Origin of the sequence: Variovorax sp. S12S4 (assembly GCF_023195515.1) — a bacterium.
Taxonomy (GTDB): domain Bacteria; phylum Pseudomonadota; class Gammaproteobacteria; order Burkholderiales; family Burkholderiaceae_C; genus Variovorax.
Genome location: NZ_JALPKR020000002.1, coordinates 4,080,430 through 4,095,100, shown reverse-complemented (window position 1 = coordinate 4,095,100; position 14,671 = coordinate 4,080,430). Strand labels below are relative to the sequence as shown.

At 66.7% G+C, this 14,671-nt stretch carries 12 protein-coding genes and 1 pseudogene; 8 read left to right on the top strand and 5 right to left on the bottom strand.

What is annotated here, in order from left to right; all coding sequences use genetic code 11:
- Window positions 1–13 precede the first annotated feature (13 nt).
- A pseudogene (locus M0765_RS20195) lies at window positions 14–4,155 on the bottom strand (chemotaxis protein CheB).
- A 277-nt stretch (window positions 4,156–4,432) separates the two neighbouring features.
- Between M0765_RS20195 and M0765_RS20190 the strand changes: the two are divergent.
- From M0765_RS20190 to M0765_RS20180, 3 genes are read left to right on the top strand one after another with little or no spacing between them, the layout of a single operon-like run.
- Window positions 4,433–5,281 (top strand): OBAP family protein, encoded by an 849-nt coding sequence (locus tag M0765_RS20190; protein WP_258505594.1) that lies wholly within the window; start codon window positions 4,433–4,435, stop codon window positions 5,279–5,281.
- A gap of 10 nt (window positions 5,282–5,291) precedes the next feature.
- Window positions 5,292–6,479: a polysaccharide pyruvyl transferase family protein gene (locus tag M0765_RS20185; protein WP_258505593.1), complete on the top strand. Its 1,188-nt coding sequence runs from the start codon at window positions 5,292–5,294 to the stop codon at window positions 6,477–6,479.
- On the top strand, window positions 6,472–7,902 hold the full coding sequence (locus M0765_RS20180) for a Coenzyme F420 hydrogenase/dehydrogenase, beta subunit C-terminal domain (protein ID WP_258505592.1): 1,431 nt from the start codon (window positions 6,472–6,474) through the stop codon (window positions 7,900–7,902). The genes M0765_RS20185 and M0765_RS20180 overlap by 8 nt, the downstream gene beginning before the upstream one ends.
- 17 nt (window positions 7,903–7,919) lie before the next feature.
- On the opposite strand, the gene M0765_RS20175 is transcribed toward M0765_RS20180, so the two are convergent.
- Window positions 7,920–8,177, bottom strand: a complete 258-nt coding sequence (locus M0765_RS20175) for a hypothetical protein (RefSeq protein WP_258505591.1) — start codon at window positions 8,175–8,177, stop codon at window positions 7,920–7,922.
- A 198-nt stretch (window positions 8,178–8,375) separates the two neighbouring features.
- Between M0765_RS20175 and M0765_RS20170 the strand changes: the two genes are divergently transcribed.
- From M0765_RS20170 to M0765_RS20160, 3 genes are all read left to right on the top strand, one after another.
- The gene (locus tag M0765_RS20170) at window positions 8,376–8,945 is read left to right on the top strand and encodes a DUF2244 domain-containing protein (RefSeq protein ID WP_258505590.1); all 570 of its coding nucleotides are present in this window, start codon (window positions 8,376–8,378) and stop codon (window positions 8,943–8,945) included.
- A gap of 152 nt (window positions 8,946–9,097) precedes the next feature.
- Window positions 9,098–10,663, top strand: a complete 1,566-nt coding sequence (ctaD, locus tag M0765_RS20165) for a cytochrome c oxidase subunit I (protein WP_258508347.1) — start codon at window positions 9,098–9,100, stop codon at window positions 10,661–10,663.
- A 3-nt stretch (window positions 10,664–10,666) separates the two neighbouring features.
- Window positions 10,667–11,578, top strand: a complete 912-nt coding sequence (locus M0765_RS20160; protein WP_258505589.1) for an SIR2 family NAD-dependent protein deacylase — start codon at window positions 10,667–10,669, stop codon at window positions 11,576–11,578.
- A 21-nt stretch (window positions 11,579–11,599) separates the two neighbouring features.
- On the opposite strand, the gene M0765_RS20155 is transcribed toward M0765_RS20160, so the two are convergent.
- On the bottom strand, window positions 11,600–11,836 hold the full coding sequence (locus tag M0765_RS20155) for a hypothetical protein (protein ID WP_258505588.1): 237 nt from the start codon (window positions 11,834–11,836) through the stop codon (window positions 11,600–11,602).
- Between the two features lie 239 nt (window positions 11,837–12,075).
- On the opposite strand from M0765_RS20155, the gene M0765_RS20150 reads away from it, so the two are divergent.
- Window positions 12,076–12,648, top strand: coding sequence for a response regulator (locus M0765_RS20150; RefSeq protein ID WP_258505587.1), 573 nt, complete (start codon window positions 12,076–12,078; stop codon window positions 12,646–12,648).
- Between the two features lie 26 nt (window positions 12,649–12,674).
- Here the strand turns inward: M0765_RS20150 and M0765_RS20145 are convergent, their stop codons facing one another.
- Both M0765_RS20145 and M0765_RS20140 read right to left on the bottom strand, forming a co-directional pair.
- Window positions 12,675–12,887: a KGG domain-containing protein gene (locus M0765_RS20145; RefSeq protein WP_258505586.1), complete on the bottom strand. Its 213-nt coding sequence runs from the start codon at window positions 12,885–12,887 to the stop codon at window positions 12,675–12,677.
- 130 nt (window positions 12,888–13,017) lie between these two features.
- Window positions 13,018–13,515: a YciE/YciF ferroxidase family protein gene (locus M0765_RS20140; protein WP_258505585.1), complete on the bottom strand. Its 498-nt coding sequence runs from the start codon at window positions 13,513–13,515 to the stop codon at window positions 13,018–13,020.
- A 211-nt stretch (window positions 13,516–13,726) separates the two neighbouring features.
- On the opposite strand from M0765_RS20140, the gene M0765_RS20135 reads away from it, so the two are divergent.
- Window positions 13,727–14,656 (top strand): manganese catalase family protein, encoded by a 930-nt coding sequence (locus tag M0765_RS20135; RefSeq protein ID WP_258505584.1) that lies wholly within the window; start codon window positions 13,727–13,729, stop codon window positions 14,654–14,656.
- Window positions 14,657–14,671 lie beyond the last annotated feature (15 nt).

The following is a 14,671-nucleotide window of genomic DNA, read 5'->3' as shown; positions in this document are numbered from 1 at the left end:
CACCTGCACACGCTCACTGCAGCTTGCCGATGGCCGCCTTGAGCTCGTCGATGGAGGCGGGCTTGGGCAAGTGCGCATTGAAGCCTGCCTCCAGCGCGCGGCGTGCGTCGGCACGCCGGCCGAAGCCGGACATGGCAATGGAGCGCAGCTCGCGGGTCTCCGGCCGCCGCCGCACTTCGGCAATGAACTGGTAGCCGTCCATCTCGGGCATGCCGAGGTCGGACACCAGCAGGTCGTAGGCATTCGATTCGAGCAGCTCCAGGCCCTTTTTTGCGCTTGGCGCAATATCGACGATCGCGCCCTCGAGCCTCAGCACCTCGGCAAACGGGGCCAGCGCGTCGGCATAGTCGTCCACCGCAAGCACGCGCCAGCCGCGCAGGCTCACTTCGGCCGGGGCTTTTTCCACCACCGCTTCGACCGCCGCCCCCACGCGGGGCAGCCACACGCTGAACTCGGCCCCCAGGCCCAGCCCCGGTGAATGCACTTCGACGCGGCCGCCGTGGGCCCGCGTCAGTTCATGCACCAGCGCCAGGCCGATGCCCAGCCCGCCGTTGGGGGGCGTCACATCGCTGCTGGCCTGGTTGAACATGCCGAACACGTGCGGCAGAAACTCCGGCGCAATGCCGCAGCCGGTGTCGGCCACGATCAGCTTGCCGAAGTTCTCGTCGGCCGCAACGCGCACCGTGATGCGGCCGCCGTCGGGCGTGAACTTCACGGCGTTGCTGAGCAGGTTCCACACGATCTGCTCCATGCGTATGCGGTCGCCGTTGCACAGCACGCCGGCTTCGCAGCTCGCGTCCAGCGTCAGCTTCTTGCCGGCCACATCGTTCACCGCGGCCTGCGCCGTGGTCTGCACCAGCTCGCCCAGGTCGACGGGCACGCGATTCAGCCGCAGCTTGCCGGTGCGGATGCGCGAAAGGTCGAGCAGGTCGTTGATGATGCGCGTCTGGCTGGCCACGGCGCGCTTGATGGTTTCGCCCAGCCGCCGCACCGCCGGCACCTCCGCGGTGGCCGGCATGTGCATCAGCAACTCGGCATTCATCTGGATGAGATTGAGCGGCTGCTTCAGCTCGTGCGACATCACCGCCAAAAACTTGTCTTTCAGCTCGTTGGCCGCCTGCGCGCTGAGGCTGGCCTTCTTCTCCTTGAAGAGCCGGTGCTCCTGGGCGAGCTCATGCTGCTTGGTGCCCGTCATGTCGCGCGCGATCTTGGCAAAGCCACCGCCCGCGGCGGGTTCCATCGGCGTGGTCACGCCACTGCAGAAAAAACGGCTGCCGTCCTTTCGCTGGTGCCAGCGCTCGTCTTCGGCCCGGCCAAGCTCCACCGCGCGGCGCATCTCGCGCTCGGGCACGCCGTTGGCCTGGTCTTCGGCGGTGAAGATCACCGCCAGCGGCCGGCCGATCATCTCTTCCTCGCTGTAGCCGAAGATGCGCTGGGCGCCTGCGTTCCAGGTGGTGATCTGGCCCTGCTCGTCGCAGGTGATGATGGCAAAGTCGCGCGTGGTGGCGGCCACCATGCGCAGCCGCTCTTCGCCCGCGCGCACCTTCTCTTCCGCGGCACGCAGTTCGGTAATGTCGAAGAAGTTAAGGATCGCGCCTTCGATCTTGTCTTCTGCCGTGCGGTACGGGAGTATTCGCGCCATGAAGTGGCGCCCGTCCACGCTGGCAACGTGCCGCTCGGTAATGCGCAGGTCCTTGAAGGCCGCGGCCGTGTCTTCCGCAAGCTCCGGGTAGTTGAGCCGGCTCGTGATGTCGAACAGCGAGCGCCCCAGGTCCGACGGAATCAGGTTGAACAGCTTGCTCGCGTGCGGCGTGTAGCGCTTGATGTGCATGCCGCGGCTCACGAACACCGTTGCAATCTCCGACGACGTAATGAGGTTCTGCAGGTCGTCGTTGATGTGCCCGCGCTCTTCCACCTTCATCTTGAGCTCGAAGTTCACCGTCACGAGTTCCTCGTTCATCGACTGCAGCTCTTCCTTGCTGGTCTCGAGCTCTTCGGTGGCGGAGCGCAACTCTTCGTTGATGGCCTGCAGCTCCTCGTTGGAGGCCTTCAGTTCCTCGGTCGAGGTTTCGGCGCCTTCGATGGTTTCCTGCAGGTGCAGCTTGAGCTGGCGGATCTGGTCTTCCATCTGGCCGATGAGCAGCTCGCGCGCCGCATCGGCCGTCTCGGCGCCCTCGGGACGCACGCTGTCTTCGACCTCGTCGAACACCACCAGCGTAAGCCGCGGTGCGTCTTTGTCTTCACCGTCGCCCTGTTGAAGCGGGCGCACCGTGATGTTCAGGAACACCTGCCGCCCATCGTCACGGCGTTGCACCAGGCGCGTTTCCACGCTGCCTGAAGTTTGCGCGGCTTTGAAGAGCGCGGTGCGCAGCTCCAGCCGCAGGTCGGGCCGCACGTTGTTCAGCAGGTTGTTCGACGGCTCGCCCCCGGCGCGCTCCAGAAAGCGGCCGACACCGCTGGACAGGTGCAGCACCTCGTACTCGCCGTTGATGAGCACGCTGGGCGGCGAGAACTGCTCGAGCGCGCGCTGGTGCAGCTCGGCAAAGCTCAGGCGTTCGGCGCGCTTGGGGGAGCGCAGCGCTTCCATGGGGCTGGGCGCGCCCGGCTTGAACGGCGCATCGCTGATGAGCGGCATGTGGCGCCCGCTCGGCAACTCTGGGTTTGCGCGGTAGATGCGGTTCTTCTTGTCGACCGCGGTGAACAGGCTGCCCACCGCGTCGATCGATTCCGAAGTGCCCAGGAACAGGTAGCCCCCGGCCGCAGCGCAATGCGGAACATCTCCAGCACATGCGCTTGCGCCGCGCGGTCCAGGTAGATCAGCAGGTTGCGGCAGCAGATGATGTCCAGCCGCGAGAACGGCGGGTCGCGCAAGAGGTTGTGCAGCGCAAAGAGCACCGGCTCGCGCACCGTGGTCGTCACGCGGTACTGGTCCTGCTCGGGCACGAAGAACTGCTGCAGCCGCGAAGCCGAAATGTCTTCGGCGATGCCCTGCGCATACAGGCCCCTGCGCGCCGTGGTAATGGCCCGCCCGTCGATGTCGGTGGCAAAGATCTGAATGTCCAGCGGCTTGGCCTGCTTGTCGATCTGCTCGCGCAGCAGGATGCTCAGCGAATACGCCTCCTCGCCGGTGGCGCAGCCTGCCACCCAGGCGCGCACCTGCTCGCCGGGCTGCTTGCTCTCGATCAGCCCCGGAAGCGCATCCTGCTCGAGCGCCTCGAAGGCTTCGGGGTCCCGAAAGAAATTGGTCACGCTGATGAGCATGTCCTGCAGCAACGGAGTCGCCTCTTCGGGATGGTCGTGCAAAAAGTTGCGGTAGGCCGGCAGGTCGGCCAGGCGGTTCACCTGCAGCCGGCGCTCGATGCGGCGCAGCACCGTCGCGCGCTTGTAGTGGCGAAAGTCGTGCCGCGTATAGGTGCGCAGCAGGCCCATGATCTCCTGCAGCGCTTTCTCGGCCCGCTTGGCCGCTTCGCCCGTGTCGGGCTCCTGGACGAGTTCCGCATGCCCGTCGTAGGGCATGCGAATGCGCTGTGCGTTGAGCCAATGCTGGACCAGGTGCTCGCCCATCTCGGCCGCGGGCAGCACGATGTCGACCATGCCGGTGGCAATGGCGGCGCGCGGCATGCCGTCATGCGCCGCGTCTTCGGGCGACTGCGCCATGGCAATGCCGCCGTGCTCCTTCACGCGCGTGAGCCCCACCGCGCCGTCGCTGCCGGTGCCCGACATCACGATGCAGACGGCCCGCTCCTTGTGCACTTCGGCCATGGTGCGAAAGAACACGTCCACGGCCAGGTGCAGGCCCTTGATCCGCTCGCTGGGCGTGGCCTGCAGGTGGCCGTCGTTCATCGTCAGGTCGACGCCGGGCGGAATCACGTACACATGGTCCGCCTCGACCGGCACCGGCTGCGTGACCTGCATCACAGGCATTTGCGTGGAGCGCTGCAGTATGGCGGCCGCATTGCTTTCATGCGTGGGCGACAGGTGCAGGATGACGACGAAGGCCATGCCCGCGTCGGCCGGCATCTGCTCGAAGAAACGGATCAGCGCCTCCAGCCCGCCCGCGGAGGCGCCGATGCCGACGACCGGAAAACTCAGCGTGCTGGGCGTGAGCTTGCGTTCATCGGCAGAGGAAGGCGAAGGCGGATTCGATTTGGGCATTGGGATGTCATTGCGGGAGCCGCAGCCCCGGAGCCTGCCGCGCGGCGGCATTCGATCCTGAAATTCTGCCCCTTGTGGCCGCCATATTCCGGATTTGCGGTCGGTTTTTTTCCCTGATTTTCGCGGTTTGCACCGTGCGGGCCGGGCAAGCCCGCAGACGGCAGGGTTTTCGCGCTGTTCCTACACACCGCGTCGGCCGCATCTTGCCGCCGACGGGCGCCCGCGGCGCATGGTCGCGGTTTTCTCTTCTCCTTCTTGAGAACCCACCATGCAAGCCATGCCATTGCGATTTCTCCTTCCGCTTGCCCTGGGCGCACTGCTCACGGCCTGCGGCGGCAGCAACACCGGTTCCAGCGTCGAATCGCCGGGTGCCGGCAAGAGCGCAAAAACCGCCACGCTAGAAGCCGGCGCCGCCGCCCTGCAGGACAAGCCGCCGCTCGATGCGTTGAACGCGTACCTGGACGGCTTTCATTTCTACAGCGGCAACATGCAGGCCCAGATGGAGGCGCACCACTACTGCTCGGTGCTGAACGAAGAGCTGATCCAGTGCGTGATCTACGACGGCAACGTGAAGAACGCGAGGATCATGGGCGTCGAATACATCGTGAGCGAGCGGCTCTTCAAGTCGCTTCCGCCGCAGGAAAAGGCCCTGTGGCACAGCCATGTGCACGAGGTGAAGTCCGGGCAGCTCATCGCGCCCGGCATTCCGCAGGCCGCCGAGCACGAGCTCATGAAGAAACTCGTCGGCACCTACGGCAAGACCTTTCACACCTGGCACACAGACATGCACAAGGAACTCCCTACCGGCGTGCCGCAGCTCATGATGGGATTCACCGCCGACGGCCAAGCCAACGCCGACATGGTGGCGCAGCGCGACAAGCGCTTCGGCGTCGATTCCGCGGAGAAGAAAAAGAACCGCGAGGACATACCCGCTCCCGCCATTGCCGAAGGCGCGGACAGCTGGCAAAACGGCAAGGCGGTGCAGCTTGCGGACCCCACGGGCGCCGAGCCCCACGCTGGGCACGGGGCACCGCCCCCGGCAAGTAGGACGACTGCCATCGCCACAGGGTGCTCGCACCGGCCGACGGCACGTCGTCCGACGTATCGCTCGCGATGCAATGCCTAGCTTCGGAGCGATGCAACCGCCCGCCCTCACCTCCCTTGTCCTTGCCTTCGATTCGTCAGCCCATGCGCCGGCGCCTCCCGCAGCGCAGCCGATGAACATCGGCGTGCTCACCTTTCATCGCTGCATCAACTACGGCTCGTACTGGCAGGCGCGCCTGCTGGCAGAAGCGCTTCGGAACATGGGCCACCGCGCCGTGCTGCTCGACCATCACTCGCACCGCGTGAACATGGCCGAATGGCGCTGCGCCCTTCAGCCGGTGCTGCCCACCCCGGTCTCTGGTGCGGACCGCAAGCTCTATGCGCACAAGACGCGCAAGTTCCTGGCGTCGATCGCCTCGCTCCCGCTCTCGCGCCCATTTGTGCTGGAGAACCCGCAGGACATGGAGGCGTTCGACACTGTGGTGGTCGGCAGCGACGAAGTGTGGAACCTCTCCCATCCCTGGTATGGGCGCTGCCCGCTTTTCTTCGGCGAAAGGATCCGCGCCAGGCGGCTAGTTTCCTATGCGGCGAGCTTCGGCAACTACCCGGCCGAGCAAGGTTTGCCGCAACAGTGGGCAAGCATGCTGCACAAATTTCACAGCGTGTCGGTGCGCGACGCCAACTCGCGCGCGCTGCTGGGCAAGGCATTGGGGCACGCACCCGAACTGGTGCTCGACCCTTGCCTGCAGTTCGCGCCGCCGGCATCCGGCGAGCGGCCCCGCAAGAGCGGGCAGGCGCCGCGCCATGTGGCCGTGTATGGCCACAACTTCAGCGACTGGTTCGTGGTGCGCATGCGCGAGTGGGCGCGCAAGCGCAACATGCGCCTGGTGAGCATCGGCTACCGCAATGACTGGGCCGACACCCAGTGGCTCACCGCCGGCCCCGAAGACTTCGCGCGCTTCATGGCCGACGCGGACGCGGTGGCAACCAACTTCTTTCACGGCTGCGTCTTCGCGCTGCGAAACCGCAAGCCCTTTCTCTGCGAGAACTCGGCCTACCGCGCCATCAAGATCCGCGACCTGCTGTTTGCGCTCGGCGCGCAGCACCATCTGGCGGATGCCGGCACGCCGGCTTCGCACTGCGACGCAGTGCTGTCCGAACCGCTCGCGCCTTCGGTCGAGGCTCGCATCGCGGCCCTGCGCGACTCGTCGGCAGGCTTCCTCCACCAGGCGCTGCGGGAGGAATCGGGTGCGCCCGCACGGGAGCGCGCCCATGCATGAACGGCGGCTGCAGCCGACACCCGCCAGCATCGTGCGCTCGGGCCTTTGCATCGGGTGCGGCAGCTGCGTCGCGCAGTCGCGCAGCGCGGAGCCGGCGCCCTTGGCGACCGGCAGCGAGGCGCCCCGCATGCGGCTCGACGGGTACGGCGAACTCAAGCCCCAGGGCCCCGCGGCGTGGCTGCGCATGGGCCCCTCGGCCTTCTCTCGCACCTGCCCTTTCTCTCCATTGGCACGCAACGAAACCGAACTCGCGGCCGACCTGTTCCCCGGTGCCGGTCATGACGACCCGCTGGTGGGCCGCTTCGACGGTGCCTACGTGGGACATGCCGACGAAGCAGACTTTCGTGCGCAAGGCAGTTCCGGCGGCATGGTCAGCTGGACCGCTGCGGAGCTGCTGCGCGCCGGGCTTGTCGATGCGGTGGCCCATGTGCTGCCTTCCGGCGGCGACCGCTTCTTTCGCTACGGCCTGTCGCGCACGCCCGAGGAGATCGGCACCGGCGCCAAGTCGCGCTACTACCCGGTCGAAATGTCGGAAGTGCTCGAGACGATTCGCTCCGTTCCGGGCCGCTATGCCGTGGTCGGCGTGCCCTGCTTCATCAAGGCCGTGCAGCTGCTGCGGCGCGAAGACCCGCTGATGCGCGAGCGCATTGCATTCACGCTGGGCCTGTTTTGCGGCCACATGAAAAGCGCGCGCCTGGTCGAGAGCTTCGCCTATCAGATGGGCGTGAACGTCGCGGACATCCGCAGCGTGGAATACCGGCTGAAAGACGAGCGGCGGCCCGCCAACTGGTACACCGCGCAGTTCGTGCTGCGCGATGGCCGCAGCGTGCAGCGCGACTGGTTCCACCTGGCGGAGGGCGATTGGGGATCGGGGTTCTTCCAGAACGAGGCCTGCAATTTCTGCGACGACGTGGTTTCAGAAACGGCGGACATCTCCTTCGGCGATGCATGGGTGGAGCCCTACGCGTCGGACGGCCGCGGAACCAATGTGGTGATCGTCCGTTCGCCGGTGCTGCACGAACTCGTTGCCAACGCCATGGCCGCCGCGCGCCTGAAACTGACGCCGGTCGATGCGGCGTTTCTTGCGCAAACGCAGGCCGCGGGTTTTCGCCAGCGGCGCGAAGGCCTGGCCTATCGCCTCAGCTGGCGGCGGCGCGGCTGGCGGAGAGGCGTTCTGCAGCCCGTCAAACGGGTGCGCCCCGGCCGGGCGCTGCCCTGGCGCCGAAAGCTCATCTACCGCATGCGCGCCACCATCACCCGCTGGAGCCGGCAGCTGTTCGCAGCCACGCGACGGGTGGGCGGCCGTTCGCTCTACGTGCACTGGGCGCGCGGTGCGCTGTCGCTCTACCACGCACTGGCCTATTCACGGGGGCGCATCGGCTCGTGGGTGGCGCGGCTGGCGCCGGACGAGCGGGGCGGCTGACGCCCGCGGCCTCTCGATCAGCCGCCGCCAACGCCCACGTTCACCTTGCCCGTGCCGCCGCACTCGGGGCAGCTTTCGCCGCTGTTACGGCGCCCACTGCCGCCGCACAGGCGGCACACGGTTTCGCCGGTACCGGGCGCGCCGGGCGGAGCCTCGTCGCCGGGCTGCATGGGCGGGGGTTGCACCAGGTCGATGGATGCGCCCGGGTCTTCCTCGCCTGCAACCGATTCCGTAAACGCGCCAGGCCGGATCTCTTTGACCGAATCTTTGTTCATGCCTGTCTGCACCCCAAGAAGTGGAACACGGCAGCAAGCATCGGCTGCATGCAAGCGCGCCGCGCCAGCAGACGCCCACAGGCCCCGTCGGATAGCGCCCACAGCCCGCGGCCGCACCGCGCATGGGCATGCCGATTGCCGAAAACGCGTCGGCGCATCGCCGGTATTCCACCGCACGGCCCGCAGCCGGAGAAGAAATTGCCAGGCCCCATTGACCGCACCACCACCGCCCCCGAGATTGCCCGCGCAAACGCCCAGGCACCCGAGGCGGACAACGCGCACGCCGCAGGGCGCTGGAACCTCCGGCGCAATATCGCAATGAAGCCGCGCGTCTTCATGCTGCACATCGGCGCGGCGGCCGGCATCAGCTGCGCAATCGGCGTCGGGTTCTGCATTGCAGGCTATCCGCTGGTGCTGGCCTTCTGTGCCTGCCAGGCCCTGGCGCTGCTGGTGGCCATGGTTCACTACGCGGTTCACGCGCTCGACGGCGAGCAGCTCGTGCTCACCGGCGATGCGCTCGAAGTGCGATGCACGCGCGGCTTTCGCTCGCACACCGTTCGCCTCGACCCTTGCTGGACGCGGCTCGAATGCACGGCGGGCGCCGAGCCGCCCACGCTGTGCAGCGGCCGCACCCGCGTGCCCGTGGCGGTGTACCTGGCGGAGCCGCAGCGCCGCCGGTTTGCCGCGGAGTTCGGCCGCATGCTCGCCAGCGCCCGCATGCCGGGCACGGTCGATCGCACGCCGGGCACGGCCGATTGCACCTCGTAGCGCGTCGTCGTACCAGGCATGCGGCTTGCCGAACGCGAGTGCCCTTCAACCCACGCGCCGCCACCATGAGCTCCACCCCGCATCAATTTTCTTCCCTGGCCGCGGCAAACGATGCGCTGCCGGCCGCGGACGCGCATGACGAGCACCACGCCATGCCCTACGGCTGGCGTCGGTGGGTGCTGGCCACCAACCACAAGGACATCGGCACGCTGTACCTGCTGTTCAGCCTCACCATGCTGATGGTGGGCGGGGTGCTCGCGCTGGGCGTTCGCGCCGAGCTGTTCCAGCCGGGGCTGCAACTGCTCAACCCAGAGGTCTACAACCAGTTCGTCACCATCCACGGGCTGGTCATGGTTTTCGGCGCCATCATGCCGGCCTTCGTGGGCTTTGCGAACTGGATGATTCCGCTGCAGGTCGGCGCATCGGACATGGCCTTTGCCCGCATGAACAACTTCAGCTTCTGGCTGCTGCCGCCGGCCGGGCTGATGCTGATTGCGCCCTTCTTCACGGCCGACGGCGCGGCCGCTTCGGGCTGGACGCTCTACCCGCCCCTGAGCCTGCAGATGGGCCCGGCCATGGACGCCGGCATTTTTGCGGTGCACATCATGGGCGCGAGTTCGATCATGGGTGCCATCAACATCATCGTCACCATCTTGAACATGCGCGCGCCCGGCATGTCCCTCATGAAGATGCCGATGTTCTGCTGGACCTGGCTCATTACCGCCTACCTGCTGATTGCGGTGATGCCGGTGCTGGCCGGCGCGGTGACCATGCTGCTCACGGACCGGCACTTCGGCACCAGCTTTTTCAACCCCGCGGGCGGCGGCGACCCGGTGCTGTTCCAGCACATCTTCTGGTTCTTCGGCCACCCGGAGGTCTACATCATGATCCTGCCGGCCTTCGGCATCATCAGCCAGGTGGTGCCGGCCTTCTCGCGCAAGCGGCTGTTCGGCTATGCGTCGATGGTCTATGCCACGGCGTCCATCGCCATCCTGTCGTTCATCGTGTGGGCGCACCACATGTTCACCACCGGCATGCCGGTGACGGGGCAGCTCTTCTTCATGTACGCCACCATGCTGGTGGCCGTGCCCACGGCGGTGAAGGTGTTCAACTGGATCGCGACCATGTGGCAGTCGTCGCTGACGCTCGAAACTCCGATGCTCTTTGCGCTGGGCTTCATCTTCGTGTTTTCGATCGGCGGGCTCAGCGGCGTGATTCTTTCCATTTCGCCCATCGACATCCAGGTGCACGACACGCACTACGTGGTGGCGCACTTCCACTACGTGCTGGTGGCGGGCTCGCTCTTTGCGATGTTTTCGGGCTACTACTACTGGTCGCCCAAATGGACCGGTGTGATGTACGACGAGCTTCGCGGCCAGATTCACTTCTGGGTGTCGATCACGAGCTTCAACGTGGGCTTCTTTCCGTTGCATTTTCTTGGGCTCGCGGGCATGCCGCGCCGCTATGCGGACTATCCGATGCAGTTTGCCGACTTCAACCATATCGCCAGCATCGGCGCCTTCGTCTTCGGGCTGGCACAGGCCTACTTCGTCTTCTTCATCGTGCTGCGTGCGATGAGGAAGCGCGGGCAACCCGCGCCCGCCAAACCGTGGGAAGGCGCCGAGGGGCTCGAGTGGGAAGTGCCTTCGCCCGCCCCCTTCCATACCTTCGAGACCCCGCCCCGGCTGGACAGCACCGCCACCCGGGTGGTCGGCTGAACCGTGCCGCCGGCAGCAAAGACGAAGCGAGGCACCGCCAAGCGCGCGAGTGCCAACAGGCGCGCAAGCACGGGTGCGCGCGCCGCACCGCGCATCGTGGTGCAAAAGCCCGACGACGAAAAGCTCGCCCAGCTGCGCGAAGCCCACCGGCGCGGCAAGGTCGTGCTGTTCGTGGGCGCGGGCATCTCGATGGGGCTGGGCCTGCCGCCGTGGTCGGCGCTCATCGAGCACATGGCACGCGAGCTCGGCATCGATGCGCACTCCTTCGGCGACAAGGGCGGCTATCTCACGCTGGCCGAATACTTCCGCCTCCGGCACGGCAGCATCGGCCCGCTGCGCAGCTGGATGGACCGCGAGTGGCACAGCGGCGACGTTCGGGTGGAAAGCTCGCGCATCCATGAGCTGCTGGCCAAGGGCCGCTTCCCGATCATCTACACCACCAACTACGACCGCTGGCTGGAGACCGCTTTCGAGCGCCACAAGGTGAAGTACACCAAGATCGTGAGCGTTGCCGACCTTGCCAAGCTGCACCCGGGCGTCACGCAGATCATCAAGTTCCACGGCGACCTGGAGGACGACGCCTCCATCGTGCTCGACGAAAGCAGCTACTTCGCCCGGCTCGACTTCGAGTCGCCGCTGGACATCAAGCTGCGCGCCGACGTGCTCGGGCGCTCGGTGGTCTTCATCGGGTACAGCCTGGCGGACGTGAACATCCGCTACCTGTTCTACAAGCTCTCGCGGCTGTGGAAGCAGTCGGTGCCCGACGTGGCGCAGCCCGTTTCGTACCTTTTCTCGCCCTCGGCCAACGAGGTGCAGCAGGCCGTGCTCGCGCAGTGGGGCATCGAGATGATCCCGCTGGCGCGCGACGATCCGTCGAAGGCGCTGATCGAATTCCTGGAGGCCGTGGTCGGCTGACCCAGGGGTTGCCAGTGCGCCCTAGCGGCGCGCGTCCGGATCGGTTTCGCCCTTGTGCGGTTTTGGCGCGTCCCTCGGCGGAGGCTTCTCGCCCACCTGCATGCTTTGCGAGGCATTGGTGCCGATGTCGCGCGAGCCCGGATAGCCGTGGCGCTTGTTCGCCTCGCGGCCGATCTCGCTTCCCTCTTCAGGGCTGTCTTGCCCCACGGCGCGGTTCTGGTCGATGTTCACGGGCGATTGTTCGGGAGGACGGGTCATTCTTTACTCCTGGATACCGGCTCGGCGGCGTTGCACAGCGGGTTTGCGATTCATGATGGCCGACACCGCGGCGCACCTTGTCGTCCTGGCGCCGAGGCCGCTGTAAGCCGCTTCCCGTGCTTTCCGGCGCTTGCAAAACTTGCGGCAAATAGCGGAACGCGCGGCGGCCCTTGCCCTTGCCCTTGCGCCGGGCACGCCGTATGCCATGGAAAGTGTCGCCTTCAATGTTCCAGATTCACATGTCCCAATCTTCCATGGTCGACGACTCGAAGGATCTGAGCCGCTGCGTGCACGACGCGCGCAATGCGCTGGCCGCGATCTCGTCCGCGAGCGAGGTGCTCGCCCGGGTCGAACTTCCGCACGACGTGCTGCACGAAGCGGCGGTCGTGGTGTCGAGGCAGGTCCGCCAGCTCTCGGCCCGGATGAGCGAACTCGTCGTCCACGCGCAGCGGGCCGCGGGCGAACCCGGCCGAGCACTGGTGGTGTCGGACGATGCCAGGCTGCTGGCGGTGCTGAGTGGGCTTCTTTCGGACGCGGGCTACAAGGTCGACCTTGCCGCGAGCAGCGACGGCGGCTACAACGCCCTCATGAAGCGAGCGCCTGAAATCGCGGTGGTCGACGTGCGGACCTCGACCGGCTCGGGGCTGGCGATGGGCCGGCGCGCGCGAGACGCCGGCTTCGAAGGCCGCATGGTGGCCGTGTGGGGTTCACCGCTGGCGCAAGACCAGCAGGACAAGGGTGGAATCGCCGGGTTCGATGCCGTGCTTGCAAGGACCTTCGAGCCCGCCGCCCTGCGCGCCGCAATCGCCTGACCGCGGCGGTCCGCTATCTAATCTACTTACTCCTGCTGCGGCGTGGCCGCGGCGGCTCCCTGCGCCCGCGCGCTCAGGCTCTTGGCCCTCGCATTGCGGGCTTCCTCGGGGGTGAATTCATGGGCGAGCCCCAGTTCGTGGGCGGTGCGCCCGCCCTTCCTGGCGATCTCTCTCTGGCGTTCGGGGTCCATTCCTGCAAAGCCGCGCCGGCTGCGAATGCGCCCTTCTTGATCGTTCATTGAATGCTTTCCTTCGCTCCGCGAACACAGTGCGGGCCTGTGCGCGCAACCGTTGCGCGCCGACCTCACTCGGGGCAAACGGCGTGCCCGCCTCTTCGGCGGGCTGCGGGCAGGAAAGCGGGCTCCCGGCTCACTCCTCGGCAATGGCCTCTTCCATGGCCTGCGCCTCGGCCAGCGCGCTGAGCTTGCCGTCGGTGGCTGTTTCCTCGGCCAGCGAGGCTTCGAGCAGCGACACGGCTTCCGTGTGCCCGAGTTTCTTGGCCAGCGTGCACAGCGAGTTGTAGCCCGCGATCTCGTAGTGCTCCACCTTGCGCGCCGCGCCGATCAAGGCGGCGTCGAGCACCGGGCCCTTCTCGATCTGGTCGATCAGCGAATCGCCTTCCTCGACTAGGCCGGCCATGCCTTCGCACTTGATGCGCTTGATCTTGATCTGCAGCAGCTCGGCAATCTCCTCGATGCGCTCGACCTGGCCGCGCGTCTCTTCCAAGTGCGTTTCGAAGGCCGAGGCCAGGCCCTCGTCGGTGGCGGCGCGGGCCAGCTTGGGCAGCGAGCGCGTCATCTGCTTTTCTGCGCTGTAGGTGTCGGAGAGCTCGTGAATGAAAAGATCGGAGAGGCTTTTGACGGGCATGTTGGTTCCTGAAAAAACGAGTTGGTGGAAGAAACAAGGCCGATGTTTGTGGTGCGTGCACAGGGGCCAAGCAAGGCTGCTTCGCAACGCCTTGTCAGTCTTTGCCGCACGCGTGGGGGCACGCCGCTTGCCGCAAGAAAAGCGCGGTGGTGCCGAAGGGCGCGGCCGTTCGTTCAACAGACCCAGACCCAACCCAACGCAAGGAGTCCCCATGTTTTCTCACAACAAGCGACTGCAATACACGGTACGCGTGAGCGAGACCAATCCCGGCCTCGCCAACCTCATGCTCGAGCAGTTCGGCGGCCCGCAAGGCGAGCTGGCCGCGGCATGCCGCTACTTCACCCAGGCGCTCGGTGACGACGACCCCGGGCGAAAGGACATGCTGTTCGACATCTCGACCGAAGAGCTGAGCCACCTCGAGATCATCGGCACCATCGTCGGCATGCTCAACAAGGGCGCCAAGGGGCGGCTCGCCGAAGGCGTGGAAGAGCAAGGCGAGATGTACCGCACCATCACCGGCGCGGGCAACGACAGCCACATCACGCAGGTGCTCTACGGCGGCGGGCCGCCGCTGGTCAACTCGGCCGGCGTGCCGTGGACGGCCGCCTACATCGACACCATCGGCGAGCCCACGGCGGACCTGCGCTCCAACATCGCGGCCGAGGCGCGCGCCAAGATCGTGTACGAACGCCTCATCAACCTCACCGACGATCCGGGCGTGAAGGACGCGCTGACCTTCTTGATGACGCGCGAGATCGCGCACCAGAAGTCTTTCGAGAAGGCGCTGTATTCCATCGAGCCCAACTTCCCGCCGGGCAAGCTGCCCGGCGACCCGCGCTTCACCAACGTGTACTTCCGCATGTCCAAGAGCGATGCGGACCTGCGCGGCCCCTGGAACCAGGGCGAGCGGTGGGACTTCGTGCCCGTCACGCAAGAGTCGGGGCCGGTGGACGGCGGCGACGGCCTGGCCACGGTGGAGCTCAGCGACGCGGATGCACCGGTGCTGCAGCAGATGGCGGCGCGCACGCAGTCGCGCCCCGACGGCGATCCGCTCACGGGCGCGGAGCTGGGCATGGGCGAAGGCCCGGCGCTGGCCGACGGCGCCAGCGGCGCCAACGGGCCGGCAATGCCGAAGAAGTAGCGCGCGTGCCTGAAC

What these genes read in the sequence shown, in the direction of transcription:
- M0765_RS20190 (WP_258505594.1), top strand. Translation starts at nt 4,433, where the DNA reads ATGCCATTGCGATTTCTCCTTCCGCTTGCCCTGGGCGCACTGCTCACG.
- M0765_RS20185 (WP_258505593.1), top strand. Translation starts at nt 5,292, where the DNA reads ATGCAACCGCCCGCCCTCACCTCCCTTGTCCTTGCCTTCGATTCGTCA.
- M0765_RS20180 (WP_258505592.1), top strand. Translation starts at nt 6,472, where the DNA reads ATGCATGAACGGCGGCTGCAGCCGACACCCGCCAGCATCGTGCGCTCG.
- M0765_RS20175 (WP_258505591.1), bottom strand. Translation starts at nt 8,177, where the DNA reads ATGAACAAAGATTCGGTCAAAGAGATCCGGCCTGGCGCGTTTACGGAA.
- ctaD (WP_258508347.1), top strand. Translation starts at nt 9,098, where the DNA reads ATGCCCTACGGCTGGCGTCGGTGGGTGCTGGCCACCAACCACAAGGAC.
- M0765_RS20155 (WP_258505588.1), bottom strand. Translation starts at nt 11,836, where the DNA reads ATGACCCGTCCTCCCGAACAATCGCCCGTGAACATCGACCAGAACCGC.
- M0765_RS20150 (WP_258505587.1), top strand. Translation starts at nt 12,076, where the DNA reads ATGTCCCAATCTTCCATGGTCGACGACTCGAAGGATCTGAGCCGCTGC.
- M0765_RS20145 (WP_258505586.1), bottom strand. Translation starts at nt 12,887, where the DNA reads ATGAACGATCAAGAAGGGCGCATTCGCAGCCGGCGCGGCTTTGCAGGA.
- M0765_RS20140 (WP_258505585.1), bottom strand. Translation starts at nt 13,515, where the DNA reads ATGCCCGTCAAAAGCCTCTCCGATCTTTTCATTCACGAGCTCTCCGAC.
- M0765_RS20135 (WP_258505584.1), top strand. Translation starts at nt 13,727, where the DNA reads ATGTTTTCTCACAACAAGCGACTGCAATACACGGTACGCGTGAGCGAG.